General features: G+C 56.2%; 10 protein-coding genes. 1 reads left to right on the plus strand and 9 read right to left on the minus strand.

From position 1 onward, the window contains the following. Positions 1-7 precede the first annotated feature (7 nt). On the plus strand, positions 8-1,648 hold the full coding sequence (pgm, locus tag AC2FAP_RS00980; protein ID WP_041162495.1) for a phosphoglucomutase (alpha-D-glucose-1,6-bisphosphate-dependent): 1,641 nt from the start codon (positions 8-10) through the stop codon (positions 1,646-1,648). A gap of 70 nt (positions 1,649-1,718) precedes the next feature. Here the strand turns inward: pgm and potE are convergent, their stop codons facing one another. From potE to kdpF, 9 genes are all read right to left on the minus strand, one after another. Then, a complete protein-coding gene (gene potE / locus AC2FAP_RS00985; protein ID WP_014169152.1) occupies positions 1,719-3,032 on the minus strand; it encodes a putrescine-ornithine antiporter in 1,314 nt (437 codons plus the stop codon). Then, positions 3,029-5,227, minus strand: a complete 2,199-nt coding sequence (speF, locus tag AC2FAP_RS00990; protein WP_449541405.1) for an ornithine decarboxylase SpeF — start codon at positions 5,225-5,227, stop codon at positions 3,029-3,031. The genes potE and speF overlap by 4 nt, the downstream gene beginning before the upstream one ends. 256 nt (positions 5,228-5,483) lie before the next feature. Then, complete coding sequence (gene speFL / locus AC2FAP_RS00995; RefSeq protein ID WP_106503839.1) at positions 5,484-5,588, minus strand: leader peptide SpeFL; 105 nt, start codon at positions 5,586-5,588, stop codon at positions 5,484-5,486. Positions 5,589-5,866: 278 nt separating this feature from the next. Next, a complete protein-coding gene (kdpE, locus tag AC2FAP_RS01000) occupies positions 5,867-6,544 on the minus strand; it encodes a two-component system response regulator KdpE (protein WP_014169154.1) in 678 nt (225 codons plus the stop codon). After that, the gene (kdpD, locus tag AC2FAP_RS01005) at positions 6,541-9,228 is read right to left on the minus strand and encodes a two-component system sensor histidine kinase KdpD (RefSeq protein WP_014169155.1); all 2,688 of its coding nucleotides are present in this window, start codon (positions 9,226-9,228) and stop codon (positions 6,541-6,543) included. Before kdpD ends, kdpE begins: the two co-directional genes overlap by 4 nt. Further along, positions 9,229-9,804, minus strand: coding sequence for a potassium-transporting ATPase subunit KdpC (kdpC, locus tag AC2FAP_RS01010; protein ID WP_068795103.1), 576 nt, complete (start codon positions 9,802-9,804; stop codon positions 9,229-9,231). Between the two features lie 12 nt (positions 9,805-9,816). Beyond that, positions 9,817-11,865: a potassium-transporting ATPase subunit KdpB gene (gene kdpB / locus AC2FAP_RS01015; RefSeq protein ID WP_014169157.1), complete on the minus strand. Its 2,049-nt coding sequence runs from the start codon at positions 11,863-11,865 to the stop codon at positions 9,817-9,819. Positions 11,866-11,883: 18 nt separating this feature from the next. Next, complete coding sequence (gene kdpA, locus AC2FAP_RS01020; protein ID WP_020884973.1) at positions 11,884-13,563, minus strand: potassium-transporting ATPase subunit KdpA; 1,680 nt, start codon at positions 13,561-13,563, stop codon at positions 11,884-11,886. Continuing rightward, complete coding sequence (gene kdpF / locus AC2FAP_RS01025; protein WP_015386886.1) at positions 13,563-13,652, minus strand: K(+)-transporting ATPase subunit F; 90 nt, start codon at positions 13,650-13,652, stop codon at positions 13,563-13,565. Before kdpF ends, kdpA begins: the two co-directional genes overlap by 1 nt. Between the last annotated feature and the right edge of the window lie 171 nt (positions 13,653-13,823).

The following is a 13,823-nucleotide window of genomic DNA, read 5'->3' on the forward strand; positions in this document are numbered from 1 at the left end:
CCCGGTAATGGCAAATCACAGCCGTGCAGGCCAACCTGCACAACAAAGCGATTTGATTAACGTCGCTCAGCTGACCGCGCAGTATTACGTGCTGAAACCGGTCGTGGGCAACGCAGAACACGCAGTGAAGTTTGGTACATCTGGCCACCGCGGTAGCGCGGCGCGCCATAGCTTTAACGAACCGCACATTCTGGCTATTGCTCAGGCCATCGCGGAAGAGCGCGCTAAAAACGGCGTTACCGGTCCGTGCTATGTGGGAAAAGATACCCATGCTCTGTCTGAACCGGCGTTCATTTCCGTGCTGGAAGTGCTGACGGCGAATGGCGTTGACGTCATTGTTCAGGAAAATAACGGCTTCACGCCGACCCCTGCGGTCTCTAACGCGATCCTTGTCCACAACAAAAAAGGCGGCGCGCTGGCTGACGGGATTGTGATCACCCCATCACACAACCCGCCGGAAGACGGTGGGATCAAATACAACCCGCCTAACGGTGGACCGGCAGACACGAACGTCACGAAAGTGGTTGAAGATCGTGCCAATGCGCTGCTGGCGGATGGCCTGAATGGGGTGAAACGCCTCTCTCTGGATGCGGCCATGGCATCCGGCCATGTGAAAGAGCAGGATCTGGTACAGCCATTTGTGGAAGGTCTGGCGGATATCGTCGATATGGCGGCCATCCAGAAAGCCGGTCTGAAGCTGGGCGTTGACCCTCTCGGCGGCTCCGGTATCGAATACTGGAAACGCATCGCAGAGCATTACAAGCTGAACCTGACCATCGTTAACGATCACGTTGATCAGACCTTCCGCTTTATGCACCTGGATAAAGACGGCGCAATCCGTATGGACTGCTCTTCCGAGTGCGCGATGGCGGGCCTGCTGGCGCTGCGTGATAAATTCGACCTGGCGTTTGCCAACGATCCGGATTATGACCGCCACGGTATTGTCACCCCGGCAGGGCTGATGAACCCGAACCATTATCTTGCGGTTGCCATCAACTACCTGTTCCAGCATCGTCCGCAGTGGGGCAAAGAGGTGGCTGTAGGTAAAACGCTGGTCTCCTCGGCGATGATTGACCGCGTGGTTGAGGCGCTGGGCCGTAAGCTGGTGGAAGTACCGGTAGGCTTCAAATGGTTTGTTGACGGTCTGCACGACGGCAGCTTCGGTTTTGGCGGTGAAGAGAGCGCGGGCGCATCCTTCCTGCGTTTCGACGGCACGCCATGGTCTACCGATAAAGACGGGATCATCATGTGCCTGCTGGCGGCGGAAATCACCGCTGTCACCGGTAAAAATCCGCAGGAACACTATAACGAGCTGGCGGCACGCTTTGGCGCGCCAAGCTATAACCGTATTCAGGCTGGCGCGACCTCCGCGCAGAAAGCGGCGCTGTCTAAACTCTCTCCGGAGATGGTCAGTGCCAGCACGCTGGCCGGTGACCCTATCACGGCCCGTCTGACGGCGGCCCCGGGTAACGGTGCCTCTATCGGTGGTCTGAAAGTGATGACCGAAAACGGCTGGTTTGCCGCGCGTCCATCCGGTACGGAAGATGCATACAAAATCTATTGTGAGAGCTTCCTCGGCGACGAACACCGTAAGCTGATTGAGAAAGAAGCGGTAGAGATTGTCAGCGAAGTGCTGAAAAACGCGTAAATCGCGGTGGGCTGATGCCCTCACGATGCAAGCAAAACGGCAACCCCAGGGTTGCCGTTTTGCTTTTGCATTAACTGTGTTTATTTTTCAATTCAAACCGCGGTGATACCAGACCGTACAGCGTCCAGCCCATAAAGGTCACCATCGCACCATACAGCATGGCTTCCTGGCCGGAAGAGTAGAGCGCATAGAAGCTGTAAATTGCCCCAATCAGCGCCACAATATTCGCCACCCTCGCTTTGCCTGCGTCCACCTTCGCCACCTTCTGAATGATGACCAGCGCCGCCATCGACAGAATATACGGAATGATATTGGTCACTACCGCCAGGTTGACCAGCACGTTGAACTGGCTGTTCAGCGACGGGCTGATGGTCATCAAAGATAACCCACTCTGGAAGATAACAATCGCCAGCATGCCCTGAACCGGTGCCTCTGCTTTGCTGACCCGGGAGAAGATTTTCGGGAAATACCCTTCGTCAGCGGATGATTTAAAGACCTGAGCGATGGTGAACTGCCAGCCGAGAAGCGAGCCGCAGCAGGACATCACCATCAGCCCCATGATCACTTTCCCGACACCCGGCGTAAACATCTGCGCAAAGGCCAGACCGAACGGTGCCGTGGAACTGGCAAGATCCATGTTCGGTACAATCCCTGCAATCACGTTGGTTGAGACAATGTAAATGGCCGCAGCGCCCAGCGTACCGCCAAGCACGGCAATCGGTACGTTCTTCTCCGGGTTTTCCACCACTTCGGCGTTAGCACACGCAGATTCCAGCCCCAGGAAGGCCCACAGCGTCATGGCGATGGAAGAGCCCACTGCGGTGAAGAACGGAACATGGTGTGGGTTCCAGGAGTTGACGTACAGCGTGGGGCTAAACCAGAACCAGCCGATGATGCACAGCCCAACCACCGGGATAATGACCCCCCAGACGGTAATACTGCTGATCTGTCCGGTAATACGCGCGCCGCCAAAGTTAGCCACGGTGCAGATCCACAGCACGCCGATGGTGGCCAGCCCGATTTGCACCGGGGTCAGCGCCACACCGAATAGCTCCGTACCGTAACCCACGGCGGAAATGGCAATCGCCACGTTAGCGATCAGCAAAGAGACGCCGTAGGTGTAGTTGGCCATGAAGTTACCGGATTTGCCAAAGGCATATTCGGCGTAGCCGCCCATCCCGCCGGGCTTGCGGCTGAACATACCGCACTTGGCGAATGCCCAGGCCAGTGCCATTGACCCCACGGCGGTCACCATCCAGGAGATAATCGAAATGGTTCCTACTTCCGCAAGCTTGGTGGGCAACATGATGATCCCGGACCCCATCATGTTTACCATGGTGAGAATGGTCAGCTGCACCACGCCCATTTTATTGGACTTGCTCATAATTTTTCTCCTTTCAGCAGCGATGGCTGAGCGGCAGCGTGTTTGATGACGTTACAACGAACCTGCTTACGACCGTCACACTCCTCAACGTAAACGCCCTGCAGTTCCGGCGCGAAGCCCGGTAAAAGGTTGATACCCTCTTCCAGCGCAGCAAAGTAGCGCAGCACGGAACCGCCCCAGACTTCACCCGGCACAACGCACAACACCCCCGGTGGATAAGGAAGGGCACCTTCGGCGGCAATGCGACCTTCCGCATCGCGCAGTGAGACCAGCTCGACCTCACCCCGCAGGTAGGCATAGTTCGCCTCTTGCGGGTTCATCATGACGCGCGGGAAGTGAGACTTGCGGAACATCTCTTTTTGCAGCTGCTTCACGTTGTGGCGGGCGTACAGCTCATGCATTTCCTGGCAAATCTGGCGCAGGGTGTAATCTGCATAGCGCTCCGGATACTGTTTACAGACAGAAGGCAGTACCTCTTTGAGGGGGGCATCCGTCTCGAGCAGTTTTTCGAAGCGCACCAGTTGCGCGACCAGTTGCTGCAGTTTGCCCATATCCTCGGCAGGCGTGAGCAGGAACAGGATGGAGTTGAGATCGCATTTTTCCGGCACGATGCCGTTTTCACGCAGGAAGTTGGCGAGAATAGTGGCGGGGACGCCGAATTCCTCGTACTCACCGGTCTGGGCGTTAATACCCGGCGTGGTCAGCAGCAGTTTGCACGGATCGATAAAATACTGATGTTCGGCATAGCCTTCGAAGGCGTGCCAGTGTTCACCGGGCACGAAGTGGAAGAAGCGCAGGTCCGTGGCAATCTCAGCGGTGTCCCAGCTTTCCCACGGACGGCCATCAACCAGTTCCGGCACGAACGGGCGAAGATACTGGCAGTTCTGCAGGATCAGCTTACGGGCTTCGATACCGGTCACCACGCAGTCCATCCACATGTTGCGGCCGCTCTGTCCCTCATGCATGCGGGCGTTGATGTCCAGTGCAGCAAACAGCGGATAGAACGGGCTGGTGGACGCGTGCATCATGAAGGCGTTATTCAGCCGCTTATGCGGAACATAGCGCTGCTGGCCTTTGATGTGGCTGTCCTTCTTGTGGATTTGCGATGTCTGCGAGAAACCGGCCTGCTGTTTATGGACTGACTGGGTGACCAGGATCCCCGGATCGTTTTCATTCAGCTCCAGCAGCAGCGGAGAGCAATCGGCCATCATCGGTATAAACTGCTCGTAACCCACCCAGGCAGAGTCAAACAGGATGTAGTCGCACAGATGGCCGATGTTATCCACGACCTGGCGAGCGTTATAGATGGTGCCATCGTAGGTACCCAGCTGGATCACCGCCAGGCGGAACGGACGCGCGTCGCGGGCACGGCCCGGCGCCACTTCGGACACCAGCTCACGCAGATAATTCTCCTCGAAGCAGTGGGCGTCGATGCCGCCAATAAAGCCGTACGGGTTACGTGCGGTTTCCAGATAGACCGGCGTTGCGCCCGCCTGAAGAAGTGCCCCGTGATGGTTGGATTTATGGTTGTTGCGATCGAACAGGACCAGGTCGCCCGGAGTGAGAAGGGCGTTGAGCACCACTTTGTTGGACGATGAGGTTCCGTTCAGCACGAAGTAGGTTTTATCGGCATTAAAGACTTTCGCCGCATGCTGCTGCGCAATGCAGGGTGCCCCTTCGTGGATCAGCAGATCGCCCATCGCCACGTCGGCGTTGCACAGGTCTGAGCGGAAAAGGGTTTCGCCAAAGAAATCGACAAACTGATTGCCGGCAGGGTGACGGCGGAAGAATTGCCCGCCCTGGTGACCCGGACAGTCGAAGGCGCTGTTACCCTGTTTGACATAGTCGACCAGAGCCCGGAAAAACGGCGGCCGCAGTTGGGTTTCATACTTCTGCGCGGCCGCTTCCAGTTGGCGTCCGTGGAAGTCGTTGCTGGTGTCTGATGCTTCGAATACGCCGTGGATCCGCGATAAATACTCTGCCGGGATAATTTCTTCTTTATGCGTCGCGACAAAAACAGGAATGCCAAATCCGGTTGCTTCTATTTCTTCTATACGACCAGTGAAAATATCGCTGACGGCCAGAACAATGGCGGCAACATCAATATAATCCGTGGCGTTGATATCCACCAGTTCACGGTGAGTGGTAAAGCAATCAGGGCAGGCGCGGCTGGCTGCAATTTTTAAACTTTTCATCTTTCTCTCTTTATTTTAGGTAATAACAGTCCCTCGATTTCTTGCAGAAAAGAAATCGATAATATGCCGGAAAACAGCAAAAGGAGGCCGCTGATTAAAAAATCAGTAATGCGTTTTTTTGCTGAATAGAATTCAGTCCGCCCGGTCGCGGATGAGCCTGAATTAAGATGAATGAGCGCACGGGTTTACAGGCAAGCACCTGTAAAATAGGGTGTTTCAGGATAACCTGTAAGCGGGTGCGCCAGAAGTCGAAGGACTACCGGGCATTAAAGATGTGAAAGTCAAAACAGTTTCGGTGGGCAAACATCATGATATGAGTTGTCCGCCTTATATGGGGCATTAAACGATTATTGTTTTCCATGTTTCATTTCCTTTCAGTAATTGAAAGCATGGACATTTTATCCTGGAAAAAGCGATTAACTGTGAAACAGATCACCGTTAACCGATCAAATCAGAAATAAATATTCGCTTTTGATGAATATCGCAGATCAAAATGCTGATATGTTGATGTTGCGTTAACGGATTGTGTTATGAATGTGCTGAATGGACATAAATACACCAAAAAATAACCCGGAGATTATTTTCGCGCGTATTTTAGAGGAGGGTAGGTATTTATTTAAAAATAAACTGAATAGTTATTCAAAGCATGAACCGATAACCGATACCGGTTTCAGTTAATAAATGACGAGGACGCGCGGGGTCAACTTCCAGTTTTTGTCGAAGGTGTCCCATATATATGCGTAAATAGTGACTATGTTCCACGGCGTTTGGCCCCCACACCTGACTCAACAGCTGGCGCTGGGTGAGTACCTTACCGTGATTATTGAGCAAAACGGCGAGTAGCCGAAACTCGATGGGAGTGAGATGGATTTCCTCTTCACCGCGAACAATGCGCCGTGCTGCCAGATCAACCCGAATATCACCAAACGTGTATGTTGGGTCGGCAGGGGTGGTGGCGCTGTGACGACGCAGCGCGACACGAAGGCGAGCCTGCAGTTCGCCAATACCAAAAGGCTTAATCAGATAGTCATCCGCTCCGGCATCCAGCGCCGCGATTTTATCCGACTCTTCGGTACGGGCTGACAGCACCAGAATGGGCATCTGACTCCACTGTCGAACCTCACGAATAAAATCGATGCCGTCGCCATCCGGCAGGCCGAGATCGAGGATCACCAGATCAGGTTTGCGCGTGGCCGCTTCAATCAAACCCCGCTGGAGCGTGCCGGCGTCATGAACGCGCAGGCCATCGCCTTCCAGCGCAGCACGCAGAAACCGGCTAATGGCGATCTCATCTTCAACAATCAGAACGTTGATCACAAATCCTCTGGTAATTCATTAAGTTCTGGCGGGGCTTCCAGAGGAAGTTTAACACAAAAACGTGCGCCGCCTTCCGGGCGATTCTCCGCCGAAATGGTACCGCCATGAACGTCAATAATCGCCTGGCAAATCGCCAGCCCCAGACCCACGCCGGGAATGGCCGACTCTTTATTACCGCGGGCAAATTTCTCGAAAATAGCGAACTCCTGTCCGGCAGGGATACCCGGCCCGGTATCCCAGACGTCAAGCCGTAGCGTGTGATCTTCCACCGTGGCATCCACCCCAATCCGGGCGTTTGCTCCTGCGTATTTGCCGGCATTTTCCAGCAGATTGATCAGCACGCGTTCAAACAGCGGGCCATCAACGTGAATTAACGTCAGCGGTTCGGGCATGTTCAGCGCAATATGGCGCCCACCGAGGCCCGGCTCCAGCATTTTCAAAGCGCTACCCACCACCTCTTCGAGCGTGAGCCACTCTTTTTTGAGGTTAAATCCGCCCGACTGAATGCGCGCCATATCAAGCAGATTATTTACCAGGCGTGTGGTGTTCAGCACATGCTGGCGGATCTCGCTGGCCTGCAACGCATGTTTCGAGCCTTCCGCTGCCAAATCCAGCGTCAAAATTTCTGACTGGCCAAACAGCACGGTGAGTGGGGTGCGAAGGTCGTGGGAGAGGGCGGCCAGCAATGAGTTACGAATGCTCTCGCGCTCGCTTGCCAGACGGGCCTGTTCTTCGCTGGCGGTAAGCGCCAGCCGTTCCAGCGCGCTTGCCACCAGCAGGGTAAATGTCTCCAGCAATCGCTGCTGTTCGGGGATCATCAGCTGGCGCAGATTCGAAGGTTCAACGATCACCAGCCCCTGATTTTTATCGGCACTGCGCAGCGGCAGAATTTGATACGGTACGCCGGGCAGGGTGTCCGTCCCTGCACCCGCAGGGAGTCCTTTATCAAAGCTCCAGCGCGCAATGGCTTCATCCCAGGGCGTCATACCTGAGGCCGAGGTCAGCGGGCGCAGTTTCCCGTGTTCGTCCGGAAGTAAAATCAGGTTGCTGGCGTGAAAGGTCGAGCGGATAAACTGCTCGCTGGTCTGCACAATATCCAGCGGCGTACGGCCAACCGCCAGCGATTTAGACATCTCATAAAGATGCCGTGTGCGCTGTTCGCGGTAGCGGGCGATACGGGCCTGATAACGCACACCCGCCGTCAGATTACCGATCACCAGCCCAACGGTAAGCATCACGGCAAAGGTGAGAATGTACTGCACATCCGAAACGGCGAGCGTTCCGCGGGGCGCGATAAAGAACAGATCGAAGCTGATGACGTTGATGAACGTCGCCAGTACTGAGGGCCAGCGCCCGTAAAAGAGCGCCACCACGACCACGCCGAGCAGGTAGATCATCACCAGATTGGCCGCATCGAAGGCAATCAGCCAGTGGCTGGCAATCACGGTGATCAGCGCGCAGAGCACGACGGCGACAAGACAGCCGCGGATCTGAATTCGCCATTTATCATTAAAAGTGCGGCTGTCCGGTGCGCGGTTGGGTAAAGGGGTGGGTTTGTCATCCAGTGCGACAATTACCAGATCGAGGTCGGGAGCACGCCGGGCCAGTTTGTCAGCAAAGGATTCGCGGCTAAACCAGCGACGATGCTGACGACGGCCAATGACAATTTTCCCGAGGTTGTGCTCACGCGCGTAGCGCAGAATGGCTTTATCTTCCTGGGGATCGGAGAGAGTGGCGGTTTCTGCGCCCAGCTCCTGTGCCAGACGCAGCGAACTTAAGATCGCGCGGCGCTGGTTTTCAGGCAGCGCGTGAAGCTGCGGCGTCTCGACATAGACCGCATGCCAGACGCTACCAAACTTGGCCGCCAGACGCGCTGCGGTGCGGACGAGCTTTTCATTGCCGCTGCCGTGACCCACACACAGCAGAATGGCATCCCGCGTATGCCAGACGCGCTCCTGCCCTTGCAGGTCACGCCAGGCGCGCATCTGATCGTCCACGCGATCCGCCGTGCGACGCAGGGCCAGCTCGCGCAGGGCTATCAGGTTGCCTTTGCGAAAGAAATGTTCGATGGCGCGTTCGGCCTGACCTGCAATATAGACTTTTCCTTCATGCAGTCGCTGGCGCAGATCGTCTGGAGGCAGATCGACCAGCACCACTTCGTCCGCAGAGTCGAAAAAGGGATCGGGTACGGTTTCGCGAACCTGAATCCCGGTCACGCCGCTGACCACGTCGTTCAGGCTTTCGAGGTGCTGAACATTTACCGTGGTGAAAACATCAATGCCTGCTTCAAGCAGCTCTTCAACGTCCTGCCAGCGTTTGGGGTGACGCGAGCCGGAAGCATTACTGTGTGCCAGTTCGTCCATCAGGATAAGCGCGGGCCTGCGGGCGAGGGCGGCGTCGAGATCGAACTCCGTGACCAGACGCCCACGATGGCTGATACGGCGAGGCGGCTGTGTCGCCAGCCCCTTCAACAGTGCTGCCGTCTCTTTCCGGCCGTGGGTTTCCACCACGCCGATAAGAATATCGAGCCCCTGCGCCCGAAGCCGCTGGGCTTCTGTCAGCATGGCGAAGGTTTTCCCGACGCCAGCACAGGCGCCGAAGAAGATTTTCAGTTTGCCGCGATGGGCTTCAGCCGTCTGTTCGAGCAGCCTGTCCGGATCCGGGCGCATGGGCTCGTCGGTCATTTAGTTTTTCCTTAGCGCGTCCAGCGCCAGATTCAGCTCAACAATATTCACCACGGGCATGCCGATGAAGCTGACCAGCGGTTTTTGCGTATGCTCTGCGACCAGCTTGCTCACCTGTTCCACCGTCAGCTGACGGGCCGCCGCGACGCGGGGGATCTGCCATGCCACCGCCTTCGGCGTCAGGCTGTAGTCCAGCCCGCTTGCAGAGGCCGTCACCAGCTCCACAGGCACCTCCCGGCTGGCCTGTGGATTTGCGGCGCGCAGGGCGGCTACACGTTCGGCAATGGCTTTATCCAGCTCCGGGTTGCTGCCGGCCAGGTTACTGCCACCGGATGCCATCGGATTATACGGGCTTTCGGCAGTGGCGGAAGGGCGTCCCTGGAAGTAACGGGCGTCGGTAAAATTCTGTCCAATCAGACGCGAACCGCGGTTTTCACCGTTTTGTATGATCAGCGAGCCGTTGGCCTGATCCTTAAACCACCACTGGCCCAGCGCGGTGGTCACCAGCGGGTAAAGCCCGCCGGTAATAAGCGACAACAGAATAAACAGAAGTATAGCGGGACGTAACATCGTCATTTGATTCACCTTTTAAACCAGCCCAAACAGCGTCAACAGCAGGTCGATAACCTTGATACCGATGAAGGGGACAATCAGCCCACCCAGCCCGTAAATCCACAGGTTGCGGCGCAGCATGGCGGCCGCGGTCAGCGGTTTATAGCTCACCCCTTTGAGCGCCAGCGGGATCAGGAAGACAATAATCAGGGCGTTAAAAATAACCGCACTGAGAATGGCTGATGCTGGCGAGTGCAGATGCATCACGTTCAGCGCATTAAGCTGCGGATAGGTGGCCGCAAACGCCGCGGGAATGATGGCAAAGTATTTTGCGACGTCGTTGGCGATACTGAACGTTGTCAGTGAACCGCGCGTCATCAGCATCTGCTTACCAATGTGCACAACTTCAATCAGCTTGGTCGGGTTCGAGTCGAGGTCGACCATGTTGCCCGCCTCTTTCGCCGCCTGGGTACCGGAGTTCATGGCCACCGCCACGTCGGCCTGCGCAAGGGCAGGGGCATCGTTGGTGCCATCACCCGTCATCGCCACCAGGCGACCTTCCGCCTGATACTGACGAATTAATGCCAGCTTGGCTTCAGGCGTTGCCTCCGAGAGAAAATCATCCACGCCCGCTTCGGCAGCAATCGCGGCGGCGGTCAGACGGTTGTCCCCGGTGATCATCACCGTTTTGATCCCCATTTTCCGCAGCTGGGCAAAGCGCTCTTTGATCCCGCCTTTTACGATATCCTTCAGCGAAATCACTCCCAGCACATGTGCCCCTTCAGCCACCACCAGCGGCGTCGCGCCCTGACGTGCCACGCTCTCGACCAGGTTGTCCACTTCTGGTGGGAAATGACCATTGTTGGCTTCAATGTGGCGACGAATTGCGTCGACGGAGCCTTTACGGATCATGCGGTCCTGAATGTTGATGCCGCTCATTCGGGTTTGTGCCGTGAAGGGAACGAAAGTCGCATGGAGACTCTGAACGTCGCGCTGGCGCAGGTTAAAGCGCTGCTTGGCGAGGATCACGATACTGCGGCCTTCCGGCGTTTCATCGGCGAGGGAAGAGAGTTGCGCCGCATCCGCCAGCGTTTTTTCATCCACGCCGGGGGCAGGTAAGAACTCTGACGCCTGGCGGTTACCGAGGGTAATTGTCCCGGTTTTATCCAGCAGCAGAACGTCCACATCCCCTGCGGCTTCGACCGCACGTCCGCTGGTAGCGATGACGTTCGCGCCCAGCATACGGCTCATACCGGCCACGCCGATGGCCGACAGCAGCCCCCCGATGGTGGTCGGGATCAGGCAGACCAGCAGCGCCACCAGGACGGTGGTGGTGACCGCGGTACCGCCGTAAGCGGAGAATGGCCACAACGTGGCGGTTGCCAGCAGAAAGACAATCGTCAGCGCCACCAGCAGGATGGTCAGGGCAATTTCGTTTGGTGTTTTACGACGCTGCGCGCCTTCCACCATGGCAATCATACGGTCAAGGAAGGTTTCACCCGGGTTGACGCTACACTGGATCACCAGCCAGTCGGAGAGAATGCGTGTCCCGCCCGTTACGGAGGCGAAATCACCCCCGGATTCACGTATGACGGGAGCGGATTCCCCGGTGATGGCACTTTCATCTACCGACGCGCCGCCTTCGATGACTTCACCGTCACAGGGGATAATGTCCCCGGCTTCGACCAGCACCACGTCACCTTTACGCAGTTCATCTGCCGGGACATGGTCCATCTGGGCACCGTATTTCGGTTCGCGTAATTTGCGCGCAAAAGCGGTCTTTTTCACCCCTTTGAGGCTATTGGCCTGCGCTTTGCTGCGGCCTTCCGCCAGCGCTTCCGCAAAGTTGGCAAACAGTACGGTGAACCACAGCCACAGGCTGATAGCGCCGGTGAACATCGCATTCCCCTGCAGATGACCCGTTCCCATGGCAATCGCCAGCGCGGTGGTGAGTAAACTCCCTATCCAGACGATAAACATCACCGGGTTGTGCCACTGCACGCGCGGGCTCAACTTTTTCACCGCATCCATGAGGGCCTGTCGAACTAACGACGGTTCGAACAGGGCCATTTGTTTACGACTCATGACAAATTCTCCGCAAAATCAGCGTAAAGAGAGGTATTCCGCGACCGGGCCTAACGCGAGGGCGGGGATAAAGGTCAGGGCGCCGACCAGCAGCACGGTACCGGCCAGCAGTCCGATAAACAGCGCGCCGTGGGTCGGCAACGTCCCGCTGGTGGTCGGTTGAATTTTTTTGCTCACCAGCGACCCGGCAATCGCCAGCACCGGCACAATGACCCCGAAACGGCCCACGAACATGCAGAACGCCAGCAGACAGTTCCAGAACGGTGAGTTAGCGCTTAAGCCTGCGAAGGCACTACCGTTATTGTTAGAAGCAGAAGAGACGGCATAAAGCACTTCGCTAAAGCCGTGGATGCCAGGGTTGAAGATGCCGCTGCGTCCGGCCTCCGTCATCAGTGCCAGTGCGGTACCAGCCAGCACGAGGGCGGGGGTGACCAGAATCGCCAGCGCGGTTAACTTCATCTCACGGACATCGATTTTTTTGCCCAGATATTCCGGGGTGCGACCAATCATCAGACCCGCAATGAACACCGCCAGCAGAACAAACAGCAGCATGCCGTAAAGACCCGAGCCTACGCCGCCGAATACCACTTCACCGATCTGCATCAGCCACATCGGGATCATGCCGCCCAGTGCCGTGAAGGAGTCGTGCATAGCATTGACCGCCCCGCAGGATGCCGCCGTCGTGACCACGGCATAAAGGCTGCTGGCGAGAATGCCAAAGCGGCTCTCTTTCCCTTCCATATTCATGGTGCCGTCAGCGCCCAGCGTCAGGAAATGCGGGTTACCTTGCCATTCGGCCCACATCACCAGCGCAACACAGACGACAAAGATGAGCGACATGGTCCAGAGCAGGGTGCGACCCTGACGACGATCGTTCACCACATCGCCAAAAGCAAAGCACAGCGCTGCGGGGATCAGGAAGATCGCCAGCATTTGCACTGCGTTGGTCAGTGCCGTTGGGTTTTCAAACGGATGCGATGAGTTGGCATTGAAGAAACCGCCACCATTCGTACCGAGCATCTTAATGGCTTCCTGTGAGGCCACAGGCCCCATCGGCAGAAGCTGTTTTGCCCCTTCAAGCGAGGTATAAGGGGCGTAAGGCAGCAGGTTTTGCAGCGTACCTTGCTGAATAAAGAACAGCGCGATGAGCAGAGCAATCGGGAGTAAGACCCACAGAGTAATGCGCGTGAGATCAACCCAGGCATTGCCCAGCGTACCCATATTCTGACGTGCAAACGCACGCGTCAGCGCGAAGACAACCGCGATGCCGCTGGCTGCTGAGAGGAAATTTTGTACGGTTAACCCCACCATCTGGCTGAAGTAGCTCAGTGTGGTTTCGCCGGCGTAGGATTGCCAGTTGGTATTGGTGACAAAGCTGACGGCCGTATTCAGCGCAAGATGCCAGGACAAGCCCGGTAACTGTTGCGGATTCAGCGGCAGGCTACCCTGCAACATCAGCATAACAAAGAGCGCGACCAGCCCAACAATATTCAGCAGCAGAATAGCGACCAGATACTGACGCCAGTTCATCTCCTGATCGCGTATTCCCAGTACGCGCCAGATCCCTTTTTCGATACTTCCCGTACCCGGTAAGGACACGTTGTTGATCAGCCGCGCGAGCCCCGTTCCCAGCGGTCTGGCAAGCACCAATAAGACCAGTAAAAAGCTGGCTATAAGTAAAAACGCCTGAGCAGCCATCAGAAGGCCTCCGCATTAATCAGGGCGTATACCAGATAACCCAATAACAGGAACACCAGCACGATGCCGGTAATCAGACCTGCACTCACAATCCACCTCCGAGTGACATTTGTATTTGTGTTAACGGTAGGATTTATGGCGCAAAGATTTCGCAAAAATCGGCAGGGTGGGTGTAAAAAAAGTATAAAAATGGAAAAGGCACAATTTAACTATTGGTAAGTAAATCGTTAACTTTTTTGTAACTTACTTACGGCGGAAAT

Source organism: Enterobacter cloacae complex sp. 394I7, assembly GCF_057320345.1.

Coding starts and splice junctions, on each gene's coding strand:
- pgm (WP_041162495.1), top strand. CDS start 8: ATGGCAAATCACAGCCGTGCAGGCCAACCTGCACAACAAAGCGATTTG.
- potE (WP_014169152.1), bottom strand. CDS start 3,032: ATGAGCAAGTCCAATAAAATGGGCGTGGTGCAGCTGACCATTCTCACC.
- speF (WP_449541405.1), bottom strand. CDS start 5,227: ATGAAAAGTTTAAAAATTGCAGCCAGCCGCGCCTGCCCTGATTGCTTT.
- speFL (WP_106503839.1), bottom strand. CDS start 5,588: ATGGAAAACAATAATCGTTTAATGCCCCATATAAGGCGGACAACTCAT.
- kdpD (WP_014169155.1), bottom strand. CDS start 9,228: ATGACCGACGAGCCCATGCGCCCGGATCCGGACAGGCTGCTCGAACAG.
- kdpC (WP_068795103.1), bottom strand. CDS start 9,804: ATGACGATGTTACGTCCCGCTATACTTCTGTTTATTCTGTTGTCGCTT.
- kdpB (WP_014169157.1), bottom strand. CDS start 11,865: ATGAGTCGTAAACAAATGGCCCTGTTCGAACCGTCGTTAGTTCGACAG.
- kdpA (WP_020884973.1), bottom strand. CDS start 13,563: ATGGCTGCTCAGGCGTTTTTACTTATAGCCAGCTTTTTACTGGTCTTA.